This is a genomic window from Pseudomonas kulmbachensis (assembly GCF_963681935.1).
GTDB lineage: Bacteria > Pseudomonadota > Gammaproteobacteria > Pseudomonadales > Pseudomonadaceae > Aquipseudomonas > Aquipseudomonas kulmbachensis.
This window is the reverse complement of the sequence record NZ_OY817088.1, coordinates 23,839-44,161: the sequence shown is the minus strand read 5'-3', so window position 1 is coordinate 44,161 and position 20,323 is coordinate 23,839. Positions and strand designations below refer to the sequence as shown.

At 58.4% G+C, this 20,323-nt stretch carries 22 protein-coding genes and 1 pseudogene; 13 read left to right on the top strand and 10 right to left on the bottom strand.

The window, feature by feature from the left end:
- Positions 1-46 precede the first annotated feature (46 nt).
- The 3 genes from tauC to tauA are packed head-to-tail and all read right to left on the bottom strand — an operon-like array spanning position 47 to position 2,684.
- Positions 47-883: a taurine ABC transporter permease TauC gene (gene tauC, locus U5A05_RS00215; protein ID WP_261740368.1), complete on the bottom strand. Its 837-nt coding sequence runs from the start codon at positions 881-883 to the stop codon at positions 47-49.
- Positions 880-1,674, bottom strand: a complete 795-nt coding sequence (tauB, locus tag U5A05_RS00210) for a taurine ABC transporter ATP-binding subunit (RefSeq protein WP_261740367.1) — start codon at positions 1,672-1,674, stop codon at positions 880-882. Before tauB ends, tauC begins: the two co-directional genes overlap by 4 nt.
- A gap of 26 nt (positions 1,675-1,700) precedes the next feature.
- On the bottom strand, positions 1,701-2,684 hold the full coding sequence (gene tauA / locus U5A05_RS00205; protein ID WP_261740366.1) for a taurine ABC transporter substrate-binding protein: 984 nt from the start codon (positions 2,682-2,684) through the stop codon (positions 1,701-1,703).
- Between the two features lie 501 nt (positions 2,685-3,185).
- Between tauA and U5A05_RS00200 the strand changes: the two genes are divergently transcribed.
- The 10 genes and pseudogenes from U5A05_RS00200 to U5A05_RS00155 all read left to right on the top strand — a co-directional run bounded on the left by U5A05_RS00200 (position 3,186) and on the right by U5A05_RS00155 (position 11,151).
- Positions 3,186-4,541 (top strand): OprD family porin, encoded by a 1,356-nt coding sequence (locus tag U5A05_RS00200; protein WP_261740365.1) that lies wholly within the window; start codon positions 3,186-3,188, stop codon positions 4,539-4,541.
- 295 nt (positions 4,542-4,836) lie between these two features.
- Positions 4,837-5,475, top strand: coding sequence for a peroxiredoxin (locus U5A05_RS00195; protein ID WP_261740364.1), 639 nt, complete (start codon positions 4,837-4,839; stop codon positions 5,473-5,475).
- Between the two features lie 362 nt (positions 5,476-5,837).
- Positions 5,838-6,431 (top strand): NADPH-dependent FMN reductase, encoded by a 594-nt coding sequence (gene ssuE, locus U5A05_RS00190; protein WP_261740363.1) that lies wholly within the window; start codon positions 5,838-5,840, stop codon positions 6,429-6,431.
- A gap of 104 nt (positions 6,432-6,535) precedes the next feature.
- Positions 6,536-7,501 (top strand): sulfonate ABC transporter substrate-binding protein, encoded by a 966-nt coding sequence (locus tag U5A05_RS00185; protein WP_261740362.1) that lies wholly within the window; start codon positions 6,536-6,538, stop codon positions 7,499-7,501.
- Positions 7,502-7,534: 33 nt separating this feature from the next.
- Positions 7,535-8,683, top strand: coding sequence for an FMNH2-dependent alkanesulfonate monooxygenase (gene ssuD / locus U5A05_RS00180; protein ID WP_261740361.1), 1,149 nt, complete (start codon positions 7,535-7,537; stop codon positions 8,681-8,683).
- A 7-nt stretch (positions 8,684-8,690) separates the two neighbouring features.
- Positions 8,691-9,497, top strand: a complete 807-nt coding sequence (ssuC, locus tag U5A05_RS00175; protein ID WP_261740360.1) for an aliphatic sulfonate ABC transporter permease SsuC — start codon at positions 8,691-8,693, stop codon at positions 9,495-9,497.
- A complete protein-coding gene (ssuB, locus tag U5A05_RS00170; protein ID WP_261740359.1) occupies positions 9,494-10,300 on the top strand; it encodes an aliphatic sulfonates ABC transporter ATP-binding protein in 807 nt (268 codons plus the stop codon). Before ssuC ends, ssuB begins: the two co-directional genes overlap by 4 nt.
- A 34-nt stretch (positions 10,301-10,334) precedes the next feature.
- Positions 10,335-10,550 carry a TOBE domain-containing protein gene (locus tag U5A05_RS00165; RefSeq protein ID WP_003444581.1) on the top strand — a complete coding sequence of 72 codons (216 nt, stop codon included), beginning with the start codon at positions 10,335-10,337 and terminating at the stop codon, positions 10,548-10,550.
- Positions 10,551-10,699: 149 nt separating this feature from the next.
- Positions 10,700-10,891: a type II toxin-antitoxin system RelB family antitoxin gene (gene relB, locus U5A05_RS00160; protein ID WP_321835178.1), complete on the top strand. Its 192-nt coding sequence runs from the start codon at positions 10,700-10,702 to the stop codon at positions 10,889-10,891.
- Positions 10,881-11,151: pseudogene (locus U5A05_RS00155) on the top strand (type II toxin-antitoxin system RelE/ParE family toxin). Before relB ends, U5A05_RS00155 begins: the two are co-directional and overlap by 11 nt.
- A 1-nt stretch (position 11,152) precedes the next feature.
- Here U5A05_RS00155 and U5A05_RS00150 read toward each other — a convergent pair.
- Positions 11,153-11,410, bottom strand: a complete 258-nt coding sequence (locus U5A05_RS00150) for a hypothetical protein (RefSeq protein ID WP_261740357.1) — start codon at positions 11,408-11,410, stop codon at positions 11,153-11,155.
- Between the two features lie 490 nt (positions 11,411-11,900).
- On the opposite strand from U5A05_RS00150, the gene U5A05_RS00145 reads away from it, so the two are divergent.
- On the top strand, positions 11,901-12,146 hold the full coding sequence (locus tag U5A05_RS00145; protein ID WP_261740356.1) for a FitA-like ribbon-helix-helix domain-containing protein: 246 nt from the start codon (positions 11,901-11,903) through the stop codon (positions 12,144-12,146).
- Positions 12,143-12,565: a type II toxin-antitoxin system VapC family toxin gene (locus U5A05_RS00140; RefSeq protein WP_261740355.1), complete on the top strand. Its 423-nt coding sequence runs from the start codon at positions 12,143-12,145 to the stop codon at positions 12,563-12,565. The genes U5A05_RS00145 and U5A05_RS00140 overlap by 4 nt, the downstream gene beginning before the upstream one ends.
- Positions 12,566-12,758: 193 nt before the next feature.
- Here U5A05_RS00140 and betT read toward each other — a convergent pair whose 3' ends face one another.
- The 4 genes from betT to hemF form a co-directional block, all read right to left on the bottom strand.
- Positions 12,759-14,756, bottom strand: a complete 1,998-nt coding sequence (betT, locus tag U5A05_RS00135; protein WP_321835175.1) for a choline transporter BetT — start codon at positions 14,754-14,756, stop codon at positions 12,759-12,761.
- Between the two features lie 310 nt (positions 14,757-15,066).
- Positions 15,067-15,393 carry a DOPA 4,5-dioxygenase family protein gene (locus U5A05_RS00130; RefSeq protein ID WP_261740354.1) on the bottom strand — a complete coding sequence of 109 codons (327 nt, stop codon included), beginning with the start codon at positions 15,391-15,393 and terminating at the stop codon, positions 15,067-15,069.
- 69 nt (positions 15,394-15,462) lie between these two features.
- A complete protein-coding gene (aroE, locus tag U5A05_RS00125) occupies positions 15,463-16,284 on the bottom strand; it encodes a shikimate dehydrogenase (RefSeq protein WP_261740353.1) in 822 nt (273 codons plus the stop codon).
- 22 nt (positions 16,285-16,306) lie between these two features.
- Positions 16,307-17,221: an oxygen-dependent coproporphyrinogen oxidase gene (gene hemF, locus U5A05_RS00120; protein WP_261740352.1), complete on the bottom strand. Its 915-nt coding sequence runs from the start codon at positions 17,219-17,221 to the stop codon at positions 16,307-16,309.
- Positions 17,222-17,383: 162 nt separating this feature from the next.
- Between hemF and U5A05_RS00115 the strand changes: the two genes are divergently transcribed.
- Positions 17,384-18,361 carry an NADPH:quinone reductase gene (locus U5A05_RS00115; RefSeq protein WP_321835174.1) on the top strand — a complete coding sequence of 326 codons (978 nt, stop codon included), beginning with the start codon at positions 17,384-17,386 and terminating at the stop codon, positions 18,359-18,361.
- Between the two features lie 119 nt (positions 18,362-18,480).
- On the opposite strand, the gene tsaC is transcribed toward U5A05_RS00115, so the two are convergent.
- Both tsaC and dprA read right to left on the bottom strand, forming a co-directional pair.
- Positions 18,481-19,038 (bottom strand): L-threonylcarbamoyladenylate synthase type 1 TsaC, encoded by a 558-nt coding sequence (gene tsaC / locus U5A05_RS00110; RefSeq protein ID WP_261740350.1) that lies wholly within the window; start codon positions 19,036-19,038, stop codon positions 18,481-18,483.
- A gap of 35 nt (positions 19,039-19,073) precedes the next feature.
- Positions 19,074-20,171: a DNA-processing protein DprA gene (gene dprA / locus U5A05_RS00105; RefSeq protein ID WP_321835172.1), complete on the bottom strand. Its 1,098-nt coding sequence runs from the start codon at positions 20,169-20,171 to the stop codon at positions 19,074-19,076.
- Positions 20,172-20,323 lie beyond the last annotated feature (152 nt).

Here is a 20,323-nt window from a genome sequence, read left to right as displayed (position 1 = left end):
ATCTATCTCTTTAGCAGCGCGCCAATTAATCAGCGTCGAGTTCTGTTTAGTGAGCCTGGCCGTGCCACGGCACCAGCTTGCGTTGCAGGGCGCGCAGGCCCATTTCCATGGCAAAGGCGATGATGGCGATCACCAGAATTCCCAGCACCACCACATCGGTGACTAGAAATTGCGCGGCAGACTGCACCATAAACCCCAAACCGCTGGTGGCGGCGATCAGCTCGGCGGCCACCAGGGTCGACCAGCCCACCCCCAGACCAATGCGTACACCGGTCAAAATATCCGGCAAGGCACTGGGCAAAATCACATGACGAATCAACTGCCAGCGCGTAGCGCCCAACGACTGCGCGGCACGCACCTTGGCCGGGTCAACGGTACGCACACCAGTGGCGGTAGCAATCGCAATCGGGGCAAAAATCGCCAGGTAAATCAGCAATACTTTCGACAACTCGCCAATGCCGCACCAGATCACAATCAGCGGCAAATAAGCCAATGGCGGAATCGGGCGATAGAACTCGATCAGCGGGTCGAAAATGCCCCGCGCAATACGGTTATGGCCAATGGCGATTCCCACCGGCACCGCGGTCAGAATCGCAAAACCCAGGCCCAGGCCGATACGGCTCAAGCTCGCGCCCAAGTGCTGCCACAACGTGGAATCCATGTAGCCTTTGGTCGCCAGCAACCAGCCTTTTTCCAGTACGGCAGACGGCGGTGGCAAAAACAGCGGTTCGATCAAGCCCGCGGCCGTCACTGCCCACCACAGGGCAATCAAGGTCAGCAGGGTCAGAACGCTGATCCAGCGCGTGCTCAGGCTGCGCTTGACCGGGCGCGGCGCGTGCGGCGCAGCAACCGGGGCGGCTGCGATTGCTTCATAACTGCTCATGCGCGCTCCTGCCGCTGGGCGGCACCGCGTTGTGAAAACACGCGCTCAAGCACGTGTTCACGGGTTTCGATAAAACGAGGATCAGACTTGATCGAGCGGGCGGACTCGCCAGCGTTATAGCGCTGGCCAAAATCCAGCGTCAGCCGCTCAACAATGCGCCCCGGGTTGGGTGCCAGCAAAATCAGATCCGTGGCCAGAAACACCGCTTCTTCGATGTCGTGGGTGATCAGAAATACCGGCTTGTCGGTGCGACGGCACACCTGCAGCAGCAGTTCTTGCATCTGCTCGCGGGTGAAGGCATCGAGTGCGCCGAAGGGTTCATCCATCAGCAGGATCCGAGGGTCGGCAGCCAGGGCGCGGGCCAGGCCGACGCGCTGTTTCTGCCCGCCCGAAAGCTCCCATACCCGGCGTTTTTCAAACCCCGCCAAATCCACCAGGGCCAGCATTTCACGGGCGCGAGCTTCGCGTTTATCCCGCGGCACACCGGCCAGCTCAAGGCCAAAGGCCACGTTCGCCAGCACGTCTTGCCACGGCAGTAACACATCGTCCTGAAACACCACACCGCGCTCGGCGCTGGGGCCGTGTACCGGCACTCCGTCGAGGGTGATACGACCACCGCTGGGTTCGACAAAGCCTGCGATCAGATTCAGCAGCGAGGTTTTACCGCTACCCGACGGGCCGAGTGCGACCAACAGTTGTTGAGGACCGAGGCTGACGGAAATATCCGACAGTACCGGCTCAGCAGCGCCCGGGTACTGTGCGCTGATGCGCTCCAGTGATAACAAGGCCATGACGGTCGACTCCTGCGCGGCGCGAATTATTGAGTGATAAAAGTGGCGTTGACCGAAGGGGCATAGTCGGCAAGTACTGCATCGACCTTGCCCTGTTCTTTCAGGAATGCTGCCGTGTCAGTCAGAGCCTTGGTGGTCGGTGCGCCGAGCAAAACCACTTGGTCGCTGGCCAGCGGGTACACGTTGCCTTGCAGCAGTACTGGGATGTCAGAAGGCTTGGCGCCCGAGAGTTTCACAACCTTATCGACATTGCTCTGATTGGCCAGCCAGGCCTTGGGGTCCTTGCGATAGTCGGCGTAAGCATCCAGCGTGACTTTGGCAAACTCCTTGACGATTTCCGGGTGCTTGGCGGCGAAGTCCTTACGCACGATCCAGGCATCAAAGGTTGGAGCACCAACCTTTGCCAATTCGCCCGAGGTGATCAGCACTTTGCCATTCTCTTTGGCCGCACCCAGTGCTGGGTCCCATACGTAAGTGGCGTCAATATCGCCACGCTTCCAGGCAGCCACAATGGCCGGTGGCGCGAGGTTGAGGATCTGTACTTTCGAAGGGTCAATATTCCAGTGCTTCAACGCTGCCAGCAGGCTGTAGTGGCCGGTGGATACAAATGGAACGGCAACTTTTTTGCCGATCAGGTCCTGCGGGCCGTTGATGCCGGAGCCGTTGCGAGCCACCAGTGCTTCAGCGCCGCCGATCTGGGTGGCTATCAAGAAGGTTTCAACCGGCACCTTGCGAGTGATCGCAGCCGTCAGCGGGCTGGAACCGAGGTAACCGATTTGCACATCGCCCGAGGCGATGGCGGCAATGATGTCGGAGCCGTTATCAAATTTGCGCCAGTTGATCTTGGCGCCCGTGGCTTTTTCATAAGCACCGTCGGCCTGGGCGACTTTCGCCGGGTCCACGGTGGTCTGGTAAGCCACGGTCACATCCGCAGTAGCGGCCTGCGCGAAGAAGCTGGCACCCGCCAGGGACAAAGCAGCCAAAAGGCGTAAGGGAGAGTGCAGTTTCATCAGGAAGAGCTCCTCGGCAGACGGCCGGATATCGGCAGAATGTGAGGTTAAATGATCTAAGAATCAGTAAATAAATAACTTTTAAGCATTAGCTTATGTAGTTCAGCAACATCCAGAAATGCACTAAGGCCGCAGCGGATATGGCCTTTTGCCCAACAGGTGATCGGGTCGAACGTTTAAGAACCAAACGCTATTAAAAAATTCATGAAAATATGTTTATAAATTAGACAAAAGACCGATAGCATTCCTTCGCATGCGCGTAGGAAAAACCCTGCTATATAGCCATATGATCTGAAAAGATCAGAAACAATTCTTTTTAGGTTTATCAAATAGCCATTACTCTGCGCACAAACGGCAAATGACTAGACAAAGGTCGTAGACATGCTTGGTTACGATTGACTTGCCAGTCACCGTCTGGCGCTAATCGCGCATCTGTAGCACCCAAACATCAGATTCGGGGCTAAAGAACTACAAAAATTAGAGACGCAAAGGAGCAACACAATGAACAAGTCCACCTTGGCCATCGCTGTGGCCGTAGGGTTGTTGGCACAACAAGCAAGCGCTGCTGGCTTCATCGAAGACAGCAAGGCCACGCTGAAACTGCGTAACTTCTACATCAACAACGATAACCGTGATTCGGGTGCGCCGAAAAACTCCAACTACACCGCCGAATGGGGCCAAGGCTTCCAGGTGGACTTTGCCTCGGGTTTCACCCAGGGCACAGTCGGTTTTGGTCTGGACGCCATTGGCCTGCTGGGCGTCAAGCTTGATTCCAGCACTGCCAAACACGGCAACCCTACCGGCGCAAACTATGGCGGCTCGGTATTCCCAAGCGACGGCAACCACGCTGTAGACGATTTCTCCAGCCTGGGCCTGACCGCCAAAGCCAAGATTTCCCAGACCGAACTGCGCATCGGTACCCTGCAGCCAAAACTGCCGGTTATCGTAAGCAACGACGGTCGTATGCTGCCGCAGACCTTCCAGGGTGGCCAGATCACCTCCAGCGAGTTCAAGGACCTGACCTTCACCGGCGGTCAGATCGAACACGCCAAGGGTCGTAACTCCAGCAACAACGAAGGCCTGTCGATTGGCGGTGCTAACAACTCCATAACAGGCGAGTTTGTTAACAAGTTCTACTACGGCGGCGTGGACTACAAGCTCAACAAAGACCTGTTGCTGCAGTACTACTACGGCAACCTGGAAGATTTCTACAAGCAACACTTCCTGGGCCTGGTTCACAACTGGTCCATCGGTCCTGGCGTGTTGAAATCTGACCTGCGTTACTTCAACAGCACCGACGATGGCAAGAACGGCCACGATTCTGCGTATTACACCACCGGTGATTACGCCAACAGCTCAGCGGGTAGCGGCAAAGGCAAGGTCGACAACAACCTGATCAGCGGCCTGTTCCTGTACACCGTTGAAGGTCATACCTTTGGTGGCGGCTATCAGGTCAGCAACGGCAGCAGCGACTTCCCGTTCCTGAACCAGGGCGACGGCGCATCGGCTTACATCCCTACCGACATGCAGATCTCGAAGTTCGCCCGTGCTGGCGAGCGTACCTGGCAGGCACGTTACTCGTATGACTTCGCCAAAGTGGGCGTACCTGGCCTGACGGCGGGCGCGGTTTACCTGCGTGGCGATAACATCGATACCTACAGCAACAAAAATGTACAAACCAGCAATGGCGCTTCCGAGTGGGAACGCGATATCACCGTGGCTTACGTTGTTCAGGAAGGCACGCTGAAAAACCTCGGCTTCATGTGGAAAAACGCCATGTGGCGCAACGATATTGCGAGCCAGCGCGATCAGGACGAAAACCGTCTGATCGTCAGCTACTCGATCCCGTTGCTATAAGCTTGGTGTAGTACAAAGGTAAGAAAAATCCTGCCCGGCGCAATGCCGGGCAGGGTGTTTACCGAAGACCTGAACGATCAATTCGCAACACATTAATAGTCGTAGCTCCCTGCCACTCCCCTTGCCTAAACCTGAATCCAGAGTGGCCCCAAGGCTTGTCTGCGTCCAATGAAACAGTTTTTAATATTCCTTTAAGCTCTAACCAAATCGATATTTATTCTTTTTAATTAAGTCGTGGCGCAGGCAGAGTAGCTCCCACACGCCCTGCCATTCCCTATAAAAAAGGAGCTGCACCATGAGCCTCAGACTCGGCGATATCGCCCCCGATTTCGAACAGGATTCCAGCGCTGGCAAGATCCACTTCCATGAGTGGCTGGGCGACAGCTGGGGAGTGCTGTTCTCGCACCCGGCGGACTTCACCCCGGTGTGCACCACCGAGCTGGGCTTTACCGCCAAGCTCAAGGACGAGTTCGCCAAGCGCGGCGTAAAAGCCATTGCACTGTCCGTTGACCCGGTGGACTCGCACCACAAGTGGATCGAGGACATCAACGAAACCCAGAACACGGTGGTCAACTTCCCGATCCTGGCTGATGCCGATCGCAAGGTGTCTGACCTCTACGACCTGATCCACCCCAATGCCAGCGACACCCTCACCGTGCGCTCGCTGTTCGTGATTGATCCGAACAAAAAAATCCGCCTGACCATCACCTACCCGGCCAGTACCGGGCGCAATTTCAACGAAATCCTGCGAGTGATCGACTCGCTGCAACTGACCGACAACTACAAAGTCGCCACCCCGGCCAACTGGCAGGACGGTGACGAAGTAGTGATCGTGCCATCGCTCAAGGATGAAGACGAAATCAACAAACGCTTCCCCAAAGGCTACCGCGCCGTGAAGCCCTACCTGCGCCTGACGCCACAGCCGAACAAATAGCGACTGATCCCCTGTAGCAGCTGCCGAAGGAACGAGGCTGCGTTCGAGTGCGTAGCGCTCGTAAAACCTGAGCCTGCGGTTTAACTGAAAGACCGGGTTCTCAGGTTTTACGACGGCTACGCCGCCGGACGCAGCCTCGTTCCTTTGGCAGCTGCTACATGAGTTGCGTGTCTTCAACAGGGTTTCTGGCCATTTCGATGGCCTTTTTTTTGCCTTTTATTCAACAAAAATGCATATGCATTTTAAGAATAAACAAATGAATAAATATGATTTATAGATATATAAATCACCTGTTAAGGTCTATTCACTCAAGCGAAAACGCTGACAGCGAATTGCACATATTCATTCAAGGAAACGTCTAGATGCTGGTTGTGACACTCGGAGGAAGTCCAAGCCAACGTTCCCGCTCGGGAGTGTTGCTGGATCACGCCAAACGCTGGCTCAACCAGCAAGGCGTCGAAGTAGTGAGTTATCAGGTACGTGACTTTCCGGCCGAAGACTTGCTGCACGCACGTTTCGACAGTCCAAAAATTATCGACCTGCTGCAACAGATTGAAAACGCCGACGGCCTGGTGATCGCCACCCCGGTGTACAAGGCCTCGTTCAGCGGCGCACTGAAAACCGTGCTCGACTTGCTGCCCGAACGCGCCCTGAGCCACAAAGTGGTATTGCCCATCGCCACCGGTGGCAGCATCGCCCACATGCTGGCCGTGGACTACGCCCTCAAGCCGGTACTGTCGGCGCTCAAGGCCCAGGAAATGCTGCACGGCATTTTTGCCGAAGACAGCCAGATTGCTTACGGCGAAGGCAGCGCACAAGCGCAGCTGGTGCCGGTACTGGAACAGCGCATGAACGAGTCGCTTGAGCAGTTCTACAGCGCCCTGGCACGACGCCCCAAGCCACTGGACCCAAACATCCTCAACGAGCGCCTGGTCACGGCTCGTTGGAGTATCTGAAACAACATAATTTCCCTCCCACAGAAAAAAGCTCCACCACCTTACTGATCCGCTAACGGCTCGGCAGGTGCTACCCGAATCTCGAACAACAAAAGGAGAGCGCCATGCGCCCTGTCATTTTGCGTCGTGGTCTGGTCGCACTGTTTGCTGCGGCTGTGTCCTTTGGCGCGGTTACCCAAGCTCAAGCCGATGCCCTGCGCATCGGTTACCAGAAGTACGGCACGCTGATGCTGCTCAAGGCCAAAGGCACGCTGGAAAAGCGCCTGGCAGAGCAGGGCGTCGACGTGCAATGGACCGAATTCCCCGGCGGCCCGCAACTGCTTGAAGGCCTGAACGTGGGCTCTATCGACTTCGGCGTGACCGGCGAAACCCCGCCCGTCTTCGCCCAAGCTGCTGGCGCCGATCTGCTCTACGTCGCCTTCGAGCCACCAGCGCCTACCAGCGAAGCGATCCTGGTGCCCAAGGATTCACCGATCAAATCGGTGCAAGACCTCAAAGGCAAAAAAGTCGTCCTCAACAAAGGCTCCAACGTTCACTACCTGCTGGTGCGCGCCCTTGAAGACGCTGGCCTTAAATACACCGACATCCAGACTGTATTCCTGCCGCCTGCCGACGCCCGCGCCGCTTTCGAGCGCGGCAGTGTCGACGCTTGGGTGATCTGGGACCCGTACCAGGCCGCTGCCGAACAACAGCTGCAAGCGCGCACCCTGCGTGACGCCACCGGTATCGCTGACAACCACCAGTTCTACCTGGCCACCAAGCCTTACGCCGAACAGCATCCCAAGGTGATCGAAACCCTGGTCGATGAAGTGCGCAATATTGGCGAATGGGCCAAAGCTCACCCTGAAGAGGTGACGCAACAAGTTGCACCGCTGCTGGGCCTGTCTCCTGAAATTACCTTTACAGCGGTCAAGCGCCAGGGCTACGGCGCGCAGTTCCTGACCCCGGAAGTGGTCAACGCACAGCAAAAAATCGCTGACACCTTCCACCAGCTCAAGTTGATCCCCAAGCCATTGGTGATCAAAGACGTGATCTGGACGCCACCGGCCGCTGTGGCCAAAGCCAACTAACGCTTGCTGCCCCCACATTTAGGAGACCACTCCATGAGCCTCAATATTTTCTGGTTCCTGCCTACCCACGGTGATGGCCATTACCTTGGCACCTCCGAAGGCGCCCGCGCTGTTGATTACGGCTACCTGCAACAAGTAGCACAAGCGGCTGACCGTCTGGGCTTTGGCGGGGTGCTGATCCCGACCGGACGTTCATGCGAAGACTCGTGGCTGGTGGCGGCAGCGTTGATCCCCGTGACCCAGCGTCTGAAATTTCTGGTGGCCCTGCGCCCAGGCATTGTTTCGCCAACTGTTGCGGCGCGTCAGGCCGCAACCCTGGACCGCCTGTCCGGTGGCCGCGCGCTGTTCAACCTGGTGACCGGTGGCGATCCGGAAGAGCTGGCCGGTGATGGCTTGTTCCTCAGTCACGAAGAGCGTTATGAAGCCTCGGTGGAATTCACCCGCATCTGGCGCCGGGTGCTCGAAGGCGAAACCGTGGACTACGACGGCAAGCACATCACCGTCAAAGGCGCAAAATTGCTCTACCCGCCGATCCAGCAACCGCGTCCGCCGCTGTACTTCGGCGGCTCCTCGGAAGCGGCGCAGGACCTGGCTGCCGAACAAGTTGAAATGGTGTTGACCTGGGGCGAGCCACCGGCCGCCGTTGCCGAAAAAATCGAACAGGTACGGGCCAAGGCCGCCAAGCTGGGCCGCACTGTGCGCTTCGGCATTCGCTTGCACGTGATCGTGCGTGAAACCAACGAAGAGGCATGGAAAGCCGCCGACAAACTGATCTCGCATCTGGACGAAGACACCATCGCCCGCGCTCAAGCCTCTCTGTCGCGCTTTGACTCGGTAGGCCAACAACGCATGGCCGCGCTGCACGGCGGTAGCCGCGACAACCTCGAAGTCAGCCCCAACCTCTGGGCGGGCGTGGGCCTGGTGCGCGGCGGCGCGGGCACAGCACTGGTCGGTGACGGCCCAACCGTGGCAGCACGGGTTCAGGAATACGCCGACCTGGGCATCGATACATTTATTTTCTCGGGCTATCCGCACCTGGAAGAGTCGTACCGGGTGGCTGAGCTGCTGTTCCCGCATCTGGATATCGAGCGCCCGGAACTGCCAAAAGGGGCTGGATACGTGAGCCCGTTTGGCGAAATGGTCGCCAGTGACATTCTCCCTAAAGCTGCGTCGCAGAGCTGAGGTCGCCATGAGTTCAGGCAAGGCCTTGGGCCTCAATAAAATCGGTCACACCCTGGCGCCCTGGGCCTTGCCTGTGTTGTTGCTGGCGGTGTGGCAGCTGTCCGTGTCGGCGGGCTGGTTGTCGACACGCATCCTGCCCGCGCCCAGCGCCGTGATCGCAGCCGGAGTCGAGCTGGTACGCAGTGGCGAAATCTGGAAACACCTGGCCATCAGTGGCTGGCGCGCCGGGTTGGGCTTTGCTATCGGCGCCAGCATTGGCCTGGTGCTGGGCTTTATCACCGGCCTGTCGAAATGGGGCGAACGCCTGCTCGACAGCTCGGTGCAAATGATCCGCAACATCCCGCACCTGGCGCTGATTCCGCTGGTCATCCTGTGGTTCGGCATCGATGAGTCGGCAAAGATTTTTCTGGTGGCGCTGGGGACTTTATTTCCGATCTACCTCAACACTTACCACGGCATCCGCAACGTTGATCCGGCGCTGGTAGAAATGGCGCGCAACTATGGCCTGTCCGGCTTCAGTCTGTTCTGGCAGGTGATCTTGCCGGGCGCGTTGCCTTCGATTCTGGTGGGCGTGCGTTTTGCCCTGGGCTTTATGTGGCTGACGTTGATCGTGGCCGAAACCATCTCCGCCAGCTCCGGCATTGGCTACCTGGCGATGAACGCCCGGGAGTTTTTGCAAACCGACGTGGTCGTTCTGGCGATTGTTTTGTACGCAGTGCTCGGCAAATTGGCCGATACCGCGGCCCGGGGTTTGGAGCGCATCTGGTTGCGCTGGCACCCGGCGTATCAAGTGGTTAAAGGCGGTGCAGCATGACAGCTCAACAACCCCCACGTTTGCGCCAGGGCATACCGCTGGCCATCAACGGTCTGCAAAAAGCCTTCGGCGAGCGCCTGGTCCTGCGTGACATCAACCTGCACATTCCGGCGGGGCAATTCGTCGCCATCGTGGGCCGCAGCGGTTGCGGTAAAAGTACCCTGATGCGCCTGCTGGCCGGGCTCGATCAACCCACCGCAGGCCAATTACTGGCCGGTAGCGCGCCGCTGCAAGCGGCTCGCGAAGATACCCGGCTGATGTTTCAGGAAGCGCGCCTGCTGCCCTGGAAAAAAGTCATCGACAACGTTGGCCTCGGCCTTAAAGGCGACTGGCGCCCCAAAGCGCTTAAAGCACTGGAAGAAGTCGGCCTGGCCGAACGCGCCAATGAATGGCCTGCAGCACTCTCGGGTGGGCAGAAGCAGCGTGTGGCCCTGGCCCGCGCCCTGATCCATCAACCCCGTTTGCTGCTGCTGGACGAGCCGCTGGGCGCACTGGATGCCCTGACCCGTATCGAGATGCAGCAACTGATCGAACGCCTGTGGCGCCAGCATGGCTTCACGGTGTTGTTGGTGACCCACGACGTCAGCGAAGCCGTCGCGATAGCCGACCGAGTGATTCTGATTGAAGAAGGCCAGGTGGGGCTGGACCTCACGGTCGACCTGCAACGCCCACGGGCACGCGGCTCGCACCGCCTGGCGGCACTGGAAACCGAAGTACTGAACCGTGTACTTGCATTGCCTGGCTCGCCACCGGAGCCGGAACCCGTAGCACCGCTGCCCACGCAACTGCGCTGGGCGCAATAAACCTACTTTCTATCCCAAGACAGGAATCGACACCATGACCATTAAAGCCATCAACGTTCGCAACCAGTTCAAAGGCCACATCAAGGAAATCGTGCTGGGCGACGTACTGTCGGAAATCGACGTACAAACCGCATCGGGCATCGTCACCTCCGTCATCACCACCCGCTCGGTAAAAGAGCTGGAGCTGGTGGTCGGCAGCGAAGTGATCGCCTTCGTAAAATCCACCGAAGTGTCCATCGCCAAGTTGTAAATCATGGGCGATCCACAACCCCGAACGGTGAAAGCCCTTCGGGGTTTTTTGTGCCTGAAAATTGTTACTTGAAATGCCCTTCGTCGTGGTTGCAAGGATAGTAAGCGGTGGACAGATTAGACTCACAGGCATCTACACAGGAGGTCTCCATGAGCCCCCACCTTTCCCCTATCGTTTCCGAGTTCGAAACCGAAGAGCAGGCCGCCAGCTATGACCACTGGTTTCGCGCCAAGGTACAGGCTGCCCTTGATGACCCGAGACCCGGCATCCCGCACGATCAGGTGATGGCGCACATGCATGCCCTGATCGAGTCAAAACGCAAAGAGCGCGATGCTGGTTGAGTGGCGGCCCCTTGCGCGGGCTCAACTCGGCGAGATTCTTGACTACATCGGCGATCGCAATATTGTGGCGGCCAGCGAGCTTTACCAAAACATTCAAGCCGCAACCTCAGCCTTGCCTCAACATCCCTACCTCTACCGGTTTGGCCGAGTCCCTGGTACTCGGGAAATTGTTGTCCATCCCAACTACCTGGTGGTTTATCGAGTCACGGATCGTGATCGAAATACTGACCGTGCTTCATGCCAGGCGGCAATATCCCTGACTCACCCTTCTCGCAGCGCCAGCACCCCCAACACATCGCACCCTTGCTGCAACAGCAACGACGAGGCTTCACATACCGCGCTCATGTCATGGGGGTCATGGCTGTGGCCGCTCATCAGCGACAAACAGCGCAGCAGGTTCTTGGCCGCCTGAAAACGCTGCTCGGCACACGCCAGCAGGTCAGCCACAGAGGCGCGGGTATCGATTAACAAGACGTTTGAGCCGACAGGGTTGTCGGTTTGAGGCAGGTAAGGCGTCATGGTTGAAACTCCTAAAGAAAAGGAGCCACTTCAATCAGCTTGCACGCAGAAAGAGGGTGGCAGCTGTGCGCGGGTGTGCAAGACCGGTTACCTACCCACCCGGCAGACCCGAAGGTCTCCCGCGCACAACCGCCATAACGCTGATTGCAGGCGCAGAGCCTAACAAGCGAAATGAAAAGTTGATATTGGTAGGAATCAGGCTTGCACGCCTGAACGCTGATTATTCAGCGACGGGGCGGACTATAGGCAGCCCGCTTGGAGCACGACAATGGGGTCAAAAGCGCTAAAGCCCGATCCCACACAAGTGCGCGAAAGGTCTGTAGACGCGTAAAACTGTTCACATACTGTGGGAGCGAGCCTGCTCGCGAAGGCCCCAAGAGCATCGCGAGCAGGCTCGCTCCCACGGAGGCGCCGTTGATCGGCGCTCACTGACGACTGCTTTCAAACCCTCTTATGATCCCAATGATTTCATTGATTGCACGAGGTGCACATGGCCAGTATTACCATTCGAAACCTGGACGATCAGGTTAAAGAACGTTTGCGCATTGAGGCTGCCCTCAACGGTCATTCGATGGAAGAAGAGGTGCGGTTGATATTGCGCCGTGCACTCAAGGCCCCCACGCAAAATCAGGGCCTGGCAAGCCGCATTCATGCACGTTTTGCGGATGCAGGTGGTGTTGAGCTGGACTTGCCCAGCAGAGAGGAGCGCGCCCGCACGGTGGACTTCGACGAATGATAATTCTCGACACCAACGTGCTTTCTGAACTGATGCGTGCGCAGCCAAACGCTGCCGTGATGGCATGGATGGATGCACAAAGTGCCGAGGGTTTATTTATCAGTGCCATTACGATGGCCGAGATCCTTCACGGCATCGCCCGATTGCCCACTAGCAAACGCAAAGAGCATTTGCATGACATGGCCCTGGCGATGTTCACCGAAGATTTTGCTGACCGGGTTTTACCGTTCGATGCACATGCTGCCTCACGCTATGCGCAATGGGTTGCAAGCAGTGAAGCCAAGGGCAAGCCTGTCAGTTTGGCGGATGCGCAAATAGCTGCGATTTGCCTGTTACACAACGCCAGCCTCGCCACACGCAATCTGAAAGATGTTGCCCACGGGAAGGTGCACCTCATCAACCCGTGGCTATTTCTGTAGCCGCTGCCGAGGAACGAAGGCTGCGATCGAGTGCGTAGCGCTCGTAAAAAGAAACGTCGCGTTGTGTCAGATCAATCGATAGCTCAGGTTTCGCGAGCGCTTCGCACTCGATCGCAGCCTCGCTCCGCTCGTCAGCGGCTACAGAGGTTTCAACAACAACCGTGGCCCGCCCATTGCGGGCGGGCCAACCCAATCACCGCACCAAATGCAAAAACTGCATATGGCGTTCGTACTGGTCGAGGATGTCGTTGATGATTTGCTCTTTGGTGTAGCCAGTCAGGTCGTAGTCCTGGCTGCCTTCAGCCAAATGCACTTCAGCACGGTAGTAACGGCGGTTACGCAGTTGCTCTTTTTTGCCAAAACCACCACGGGCAAAGGACGGCGTGAAATAGCCACGCATCTGCACCTGATAGATAAACGGGTGCTCTTCGCCGTGACCGATTTCCAGGCTCACGTTGTCGTTGGCCGGGTCCGGTTGGGTGACGACGTTAAGGCCTTTCTCCAGGAACACCGCGCTCACTTCTTCAATCGCCGGACGCACGGTGGTGTCCATAAAACGGTACACCTCGTCACGCGACGGGAAGTGCACGGCCTGGCTCAAGCGCTGACGCCAGCCGCCACGACGCGAGTGCGAAACCGGCGCCAGGGAGTGCATCTGCGCGATTTGCTTCTGCGACTCTAGGTAGAACGCCTTGTGCAGGCCCCACATCATCAGCAGCAAAATCAGCGAGAACGGCAGCGAGGTCAGCACCACCGCTGACTTGAGCGCATCGATACTGCCCGAGAACAACAACGCACTGGTGACCAGCGCGGTCATCGCGCCCCAGAACACCCGCAGCCACTTGGGGCCGTCTTCGTCGGCGTTATTGCCTCGCGCCGAAAGAGTGGACAACACCACGGTGCCGGAGTCGGCCGAGGTCACGAAGAACACGAAGCTGATAAACACCGTCACCGCAATCACGGTTCGGCTCCACGGGTAGGTCTCAAGCAGCAGGTACAACGTGCGCGACGGGTCGTCGATGGCCGACTGACCGAGGGCAACCATGCCGTGGTTGAGCACTTGATCGATGGCGCTGTTGCCAAAAATCGACATCCACGCGAGGGTGAAGCCCAGCGGAATCAGCAGCACGCCAAACACGAATTCGCGGATGGTACGGCCACGGGAAATACGCGCAATAAACAGGCCCACAAACGGCGACCATGCGATCCACCAGGCCCAATAGAACACGGTCCAACCGCCCAGCCAATCGCTTGGCTTGTCGTAGGCATACACGTCGAAACTCTTGGTCGGCAACGCGCCCAAATAGTCACCGATGTTCTGCACCAACGTGTTCAGCAAATGTTGGGTAGGCCCTGCGAACAACACAAACAGCAGCAGCGCACAGGCCAGCAGCATGTTGATGTCGGACATCACACGCACGCCTTTATCGACGCCGGCAATGGCCACCAGAATCGCCGCGCCCATCATCAGCGTGATCAGACCCACCTGCACCCATTGGGTGTGCGGCAAACCGAACAGATAATCGAGGCCGGAGTTGAGGTGCAACACCCCAAACCCCATGTCTGCGCCCAGACCAAACACGGTGGCGATGATACCGAAGCCATCCACCGCATAGCCGATTGGCCCGTTGATGCGTTTACCAATCAGCGGGTACAGCGCCGAACGCAGCGCCAGCGGCAGGTTGTGACGATAGGCGAAGTAGGCCAGCGCCATGCCGACAAAGGCGAACACGCCCCAGCCATGCAGGCCCCAGTGCAGGAACAGCAACTGCATGCCCTGGCGTGCAGCCTCTGACGTACCGGCCGGGCCTTGAGGCGGGGCGAGCATATGGGTCAGGGGTTCGGACACACAGAAGAAAAATAGCGTGATGCTGATCCCGGCGGCGAACAGCATGCCCGCCCAGGACAGGTAACTGAACTCGGGTTCGTCGTGGTCGGCACCGAGCTTGATCTTGCCGTAACCGGACAAGGCGGTGACGATCACAAAGATCAGATACAGGGTCATCGCTAACATGTAGTACCAGCCGACCGTGTTGGCCGCCCAGTTTTGTGCAGCCAGCAACCATTCACCGGCGGCTTGTGGCATGGCAATTACTACCAGGCCAAAGATCAGGATAAACGCGGCGGCAAAGTAGAAAACCGGCGGGTTCATGCGGATCTGGGACGTCTCGGACGTGATCGGTACACTCATTGGATGTGCACCTTATAAAGGTAAAACGGGATCAAAAAGAGCGGATTCGGCAAGGGTTAGCCTCCTGTTGTGAGCGGGCAGCGGACCACCGGTTTAACTTGAACGAGCATTCAAGTTAAACATGGATGGCCTTTCAGCACTAATCGCTGCCCACGGCTGCACGTCTGATACGTTAGCTCATGGCAAGGTATGACACATGGCCATGATCAACGTTCAGCCGTTATAGCGTGGGGCTATCAGGGGATTGCTTGCAGTTGAAAACAACAGACTTTTCGGGGGCCGAAAAAAATTCAATCCCGTTCTCGATTGATCAAAAAACAGACAAGTCCAACGGCCGAATAGCCCCCATCCAGATCGCATGCTCGGTGTGATCCAGCAGGTCGTTGCCGGTATCGGGGTGCAAAAACACCACCAGCCCGCGCCGATTGAGCGCCAGCCACGGCAGGACCGCGCCGATCAATTCGGGACCGAAGGCCAGTTGGCAGCTCCAGTCCGGGTGCGGGCCGACCGGGCGCTCGTGGACGCGGCCCATTTGCAGGTTGAACAGACGCGTGCCTTCTTCGGCCAAGGCGCGGGCCTGGTCGATGGTGGTCGCATCAAAATAGAGATGGGCGTGATAGCCGTTGATTCGTTGCATAAGTACCTCGTTTAAAGCCCCTCACCCCAACCCTCTTCCTCAGGGAGAGGGCTGGGGTGAGGGTTGGCTTTACAGCGCCAGCAACCGGCGCAACTCAGCCAACGCCGGGGCCGTGTCCGGGCGCACGCCGCGCCATAGGTAGAACGCTTCGCCTGCCTGTTCGGCCAGCATCCCCAAACCATCCATCACCTGGCCCGCGCCATGCGCGCTGGCCCAGAGGCAAAACGGTGTTGGCTCCTTGCCGTACATCATGTCGTAGCACAGGGTTTTGCCCGGCTCGATCAGGCTGCTGGCAATCGGTGGGACTTCACCCGAGAGGCTGGCGGAGGTGGCATTGATGATCACGTCGACCGGCTCACGCAGCCAGTCAAAACCACTGGCGGCCACAGGCCCCAGGTCGCTGAACAGTTCGGCCAGCACTTCGGCTTTTTCCACCGTGCGATTGGCGATGGTCACTGAAGCCGGGCCTTCGGCCAGGATCGGCTCCAATGCGCCGCGTACCGCTCCGCCCGCGCCCAGGATCAGAATGCGTTTGCCCTGAAGGCTGAAGCCGGCATTGACCGTGAGATCGCGCACCAAACCGGCGCCGTCAGTGTTATCCCCGAGCAGGCTGCCATCGGCCTGTTTGCTTAGCGTGTTGACCGCGCCTGCGCGTTGCGCCCGGGGAGTCAACTGGGCCGCCAAACGGTATGCCTCTTCCTTGAACGGCACGGTGACGTTGGCACCGCAGCCCTCTAGAAAGAACGCTCTCGCACAGCCTGCAAAATCATCCAGCGGCGCAAGCAACGTGTCGTACTGCATGACCTGGCCTGTTTGCTCGGCAAACAGGCGATGCAGTACCGGGGATTTGCTGTGGGCAATCGGGTTACCAAAAACGACGTAACGGTCCATCAGGCAAACTCCTCGGGCAATATCAGGCGTTGGCTAACCAGTCGCGGTCTTGCAGGAAGTACTCGGTAAGACGCGCTTCCGGGCTACCCGGCTCAGCTTTCCAATCGTAGCCCCAGCGCACCTGGGGTGGCAGCGACATCAGGATCGACTCGGTGCGTCCGCCCGATTGCAAACCAAACAAGGTGCCACGGTCATAGACCAGGTTGAATTCAACGTAGCGGCCACGGCGGAACTCCTGGAATTCACGCTGTTGGGCGGTGTATTCGTCGTTTTTACGGCGCTGGACGATCGGCAGGTAGGCGTCGATATAGGCGTCGCCAATGGCACGAATAAAGGCGAAACAGGTGTCGAAATCCCACTCGTTCAGGTCATCGAAGAACAGGCCGCCGATACCACGGGGCTCGTTGCGGTGCTTGATGTGGAAGTAGGTGTCGCACCAGGCCTTGTAGCGCGGGTATACATCGGCACCGAACGGCGCGCACGCCTGCTCGGCCACGCGGTGCCAGTGCACGCAGTCTTCTTCAACGGCGTAGTACGGGGTGAGGTCAAAACCGCCACCGAACCACCAGACCGGCTCTTCGCCTTCTTTTTCCGCGATGAAAAACCGCACATTAGCGTGGGATGTTGGCACATGGGGGTTGTGCGGGTGAATCACCAGCGACACGCCCAAGGCTTCAAAACCACGGCCCGCCAGTTCCGGGCGATGGGCACTTGCGGACGGCGGCAAGCCGCTGCCAAACACGTGAGAAAAATTGACGCCGCCTTTCTCAATCACGTGGCCGTTTTCAATCACACGAGTGCGACCGCCACCGCCCGCTGGGCGTTGCCAAGCGTCTTCGACGAATTGCGTGCCGCCGTCTTCAGTTTGCAGTGCGTTGCAAATGCGGTCTTGAAGGTCGAGCAGGTAGGCTTTTACAGCCTCGGTGCGAGTAGTCATGACATCACCTTAAATCGGGCAAAGCGACGCGGCACTTCGTTCTGAGCGGGGCCGGCGGCAAAGGGCCGCTAGCATAACACTGCACCCTGCTTCATCGCTGTTGACGAAGATCACGCTTAAGCGTTGGATAGTGGCTTCGTCAAATCAGCAAGGAAAGTGCAGATGGCTAAGCGTATCCAGTTTCGGGCCCACGGCGGCCCGGAAGTGCTTGAGTATGTTGACTTCCAACCCGCCGAACCGGGCCCTCAGCAAGTGCGGGTACGCAACCAGGCTATCGGCCTGAACTTCATCGATACCTATTACCGTGGCGGCTTGTACCCGCTGCCTGAGCTGCCATCCGGGCTGGGCAACGAAGGGGCAGGTATTGTCGATGCGGTGGGCAGTGAAGTGCGCAATCTGAAAGTCGGCGACCGCGTGGCTTACGGCACCGGCCCGCTGGGTGCGTACAGCGAGCTGCATGTGTTGCCTGCCGCCAATGTGGTGAAGCTGCCCGACGACATTTCGTTCGAGCATGCCGCTGCCGTGATGCTCAAGGGGCTTACCACCCAGTACTTGCTGCGTCAGACGTATGAACTCAAAGCCGGCGAAACCATCCTGTTTCACGCGGCAGCAGGTGGCGTCGGTTCGATTGCCTGCCAATGGGCAAAAGCGCTGGGTGTGAAGCTGATCGGTACGGTCAGCTCGGACGAAAAAGCTGCTCTCGCCAAAGCGCTGGGCGCGTGGGAAACCATCAACTACAGCCACGAAGATGTCGCCAAGCGGGTGCTGGAATTGACCGACGGCAAGAAGTGCCCGGTGGTCTACGACGGTGTCGGCAAAGACACTTGGCTGACCTCGCTGGATTGCGTGGCACCCCGCGGCTTGATGGTCAGCTTTGGCAATGCGTCAGGGGCGGTGACCGGTGTGAACCTGGGGATCTTGTCGCAGAAGGGTTCGCTGTACGTGACCCGGCCGACGTTGGCCAGCTACGCCAATAACGCCGAAAACCTGCAGGCGATGGCTGATGAGCTGTTTGCGATGATCCGCAGTGGCGCTATCAAGGTTGATATCAGCCAGCGTTTTGCCCTGAGTGACGCGGCCAAGGCTCACACTGAGCTGTCGGCGCGACGCACCACGGGCTCGACCATTTTGTTGCCTTGATCGAAACCTTGTAGCCGCTGCCGCAGGCTGCGATCGAGCCCGAAGGGGTCGTAGATTTTTACAATCTTGAAGGCCCTATGGGCCTTATCGCAGCCTACGACAGCGGCTACAGGTTTTGCTCAAGCCGGGCGCACAACCTTGCCCGTCGCCAGATCGCGGATCAGGCTCGGGTTTTTACGCCCGCCCAGATTCCCGCCCAGCACATGATCAATTTGCCCACGGAAATACTGCTCGACTTTCAAGCGTGTGCGCGCCGCCGGCAAGCCCGCCGGGTTAGCCGAAGTCGATACGATCGGCCCCACCAACGCGCACAGCTCTCGCACCAGTGGATGATCGCTCACACGCAGCGCCACGGTGTCATGTACCCCGGTGATCCAGTCGGGCAGCAAGCCCTGATGCGGCACCAACCAGGTGTTCGGCCCAGGCCAGGTGCTGGCCATACGGTCGATCCATGCCTGCGGGAAGTCTTCAAACAAAAAGTCGAATTGGTGAATGTTGTCTGCCACCAGAATCAGGCCTTTATCCACAGGCCGCGATTTGATCGCCAGCAACCGCTCGACCGCGTCTTCATCCCACGGGTCGCAGCCCAAACCCCAGACCGCTTCAGTCGGATAGGCAATCACCGCGCCCGCGCGAATGGCTCTTGCAGCTTGTTGGACGCGCCAGGTGCTGATCATTGAATGTCTCCAGATATGTACTGCGCGCAGTGTACTTAGCTGGCGCGGGCAAACCAACGCCCGCCCTCCAACACGACATGCCCCGCCAGTTCAAGTTCGGTCAACGCTGCCAGCAATCGGGGCAGGTCCCAACCACTGGCGTTGACCAAGGCTTCACTGGTGTGAGGTGCTGCCTGCAACAATTGCACTAATGGATGACAGCTTGGTGTAAACAAAGGAGGGGTGGATAACGGCATTGAGCGCCAGCCTCGCAGGCCTTCCAGAATGTGCTCCACGGTTTCAACCAGAGTCGCGCCATCACGGATCAACTGATGACAGCCACGTGCCCCAGGGTGGTGGATAGAACCGGGAATGGCATAGACCTCGCGCCCCTGCTCGGCGGCCAGGCGAGCGGTGATCAGCGAGCCACTGGCAACACTGGCCTCGACCACCAGCACGCCCAGGGCCAAACCGCTGATGATTCGATTACGCCGCGGGAAGTTCGCCGGTAGCGGCCCGGCGTCCAAGGGGAACTCCGAAACCACCGCGCAACCGTTGGCAATCATCGCATCCGCCAGAGCCCGATGGCGCTGTGGATAAAGTTTTTGCAGACCCGTGCCCAACACGCCTACCGTCTGCCCTCCAACGTCCAGGGCAGCCTGGTGCGCGGCACCATCAATCCCCAACGCCAACCCGCTGGTAATTACAAAACCGGCCCCGGCCAGGCTGCGGGAAAAGGCTGCGGCTGTATCCAGACCTGGCCGTGAAGCACGTCGGCTACCGACCATCGCCAACTGCGGTTTTTCCAGAATCCCAGGCTCGCCCGCTACAAATAACAGCGGTGGAGCATCGTTCAGTTCACTCAAAAGTGCCGGGTAATCGGCCTGGTCATGCAGCAGCACATGCTGCCCGGAGCCCTCAAGCCAGCGCAATGCAGCGCTTGCACCATCGAGAACTTCAGGGCTGCGCCGCGCCTGGGCACACGCGGCGGGCAGCCCCAGTGCACCCCAGGCGCTGGCAGGTGCACTGAGCGCCGAACTGGCCGAACCGAAGGCACTGAACAGGCTGTAATAACGCCGCGGCCCAAGCTCGGGCAGGCGGTGCAAGCGCAAGCGGGCTTCAAGCTCTGACGGGGATATTTCTGACAGCGGCATGGGATCATCCTTGATCGGTTATTCCATCTGGATATGAGGAACAAGCTGTGGATAAGTCTGTTGACAAGTTGTTTAGCAAACGCGGACAAGGGCCGGTTTGAGCACCCGAGTGATGCTTGAAAATGCCCGTAGAAACCCAACATTAGTTGAAC

Coding starts and splice junctions, on each gene's coding strand:
- U5A05_RS00150 (WP_261740357.1), bottom strand. CDS start 11,410: ATGACGCCTTACCTGCCTCAAACCGACAACCCTGTCGGCTCAAACGTC.
- U5A05_RS00185 (WP_261740362.1), top strand. CDS start 6,536: ATGCGCCCTGTCATTTTGCGTCGTGGTCTGGTCGCACTGTTTGCTGCG.
- tsaC (WP_261740350.1), bottom strand. CDS start 19,038: ATGATCAGCACCTGGCGCGTCCAACAAGCTGCAAGAGCCATTCGCGCG.
- U5A05_RS00195 (WP_261740364.1), top strand. CDS start 4,837: ATGAGCCTCAGACTCGGCGATATCGCCCCCGATTTCGAACAGGATTCC.
- ssuD (WP_261740361.1), top strand. CDS start 7,535: ATGAGCCTCAATATTTTCTGGTTCCTGCCTACCCACGGTGATGGCCAT.
- dprA (WP_321835172.1), bottom strand. CDS start 20,171: ATGCCGCTGTCAGAAATATCCCCGTCAGAGCTTGAAGCCCGCTTGCGC.
- U5A05_RS00145 (WP_261740356.1), top strand. CDS start 11,901: ATGGCCAGTATTACCATTCGAAACCTGGACGATCAGGTTAAAGAACGT.
- hemF (WP_261740352.1), bottom strand. CDS start 17,221: ATGACTACTCGCACCGAGGCTGTAAAAGCCTACCTGCTCGACCTTCAA.
- tauC (WP_261740368.1), bottom strand. CDS start 883: ATGAGCAGTTATGAAGCAATCGCAGCCGCCCCGGTTGCTGCGCCGCAC.
- ssuE (WP_261740363.1), top strand. CDS start 5,838: ATGCTGGTTGTGACACTCGGAGGAAGTCCAAGCCAACGTTCCCGCTCG.
- betT (WP_321835175.1), bottom strand. CDS start 14,756: ATGAGTGTACCGATCACGTCCGAGACGTCCCAGATCCGCATGAACCCG.
- ssuC (WP_261740360.1), top strand. CDS start 8,691: ATGAGTTCAGGCAAGGCCTTGGGCCTCAATAAAATCGGTCACACCCTG.
- U5A05_RS00140 (WP_261740355.1), top strand. CDS start 12,143: ATGATAATTCTCGACACCAACGTGCTTTCTGAACTGATGCGTGCGCAG.
- U5A05_RS00165 (WP_003444581.1), top strand. CDS start 10,335: ATGACCATTAAAGCCATCAACGTTCGCAACCAGTTCAAAGGCCACATC.
- tauB (WP_261740367.1), bottom strand. CDS start 1,674: ATGGCCTTGTTATCACTGGAGCGCATCAGCGCACAGTACCCGGGCGCT.
- U5A05_RS00130 (WP_261740354.1), bottom strand. CDS start 15,393: ATGCAACGAATCAACGGCTATCACGCCCATCTCTATTTTGATGCGACC.
- U5A05_RS00115 (WP_321835174.1), top strand. CDS start 17,384: ATGGCTAAGCGTATCCAGTTTCGGGCCCACGGCGGCCCGGAAGTGCTT.
- U5A05_RS00200 (WP_261740365.1), top strand. CDS start 3,186: ATGAACAAGTCCACCTTGGCCATCGCTGTGGCCGTAGGGTTGTTGGCA.
- aroE (WP_261740353.1), bottom strand. CDS start 16,284: ATGGACCGTTACGTCGTTTTTGGTAACCCGATTGCCCACAGCAAATCC.
- ssuB (WP_261740359.1), top strand. CDS start 9,494: ATGACAGCTCAACAACCCCCACGTTTGCGCCAGGGCATACCGCTGGCC.
- tauA (WP_261740366.1), bottom strand. CDS start 2,684: ATGAAACTGCACTCTCCCTTACGCCTTTTGGCTGCTTTGTCCCTGGCG.
- relB (WP_321835178.1), top strand. CDS start 10,700: ATGAGCCCCCACCTTTCCCCTATCGTTTCCGAGTTCGAAACCGAAGAG.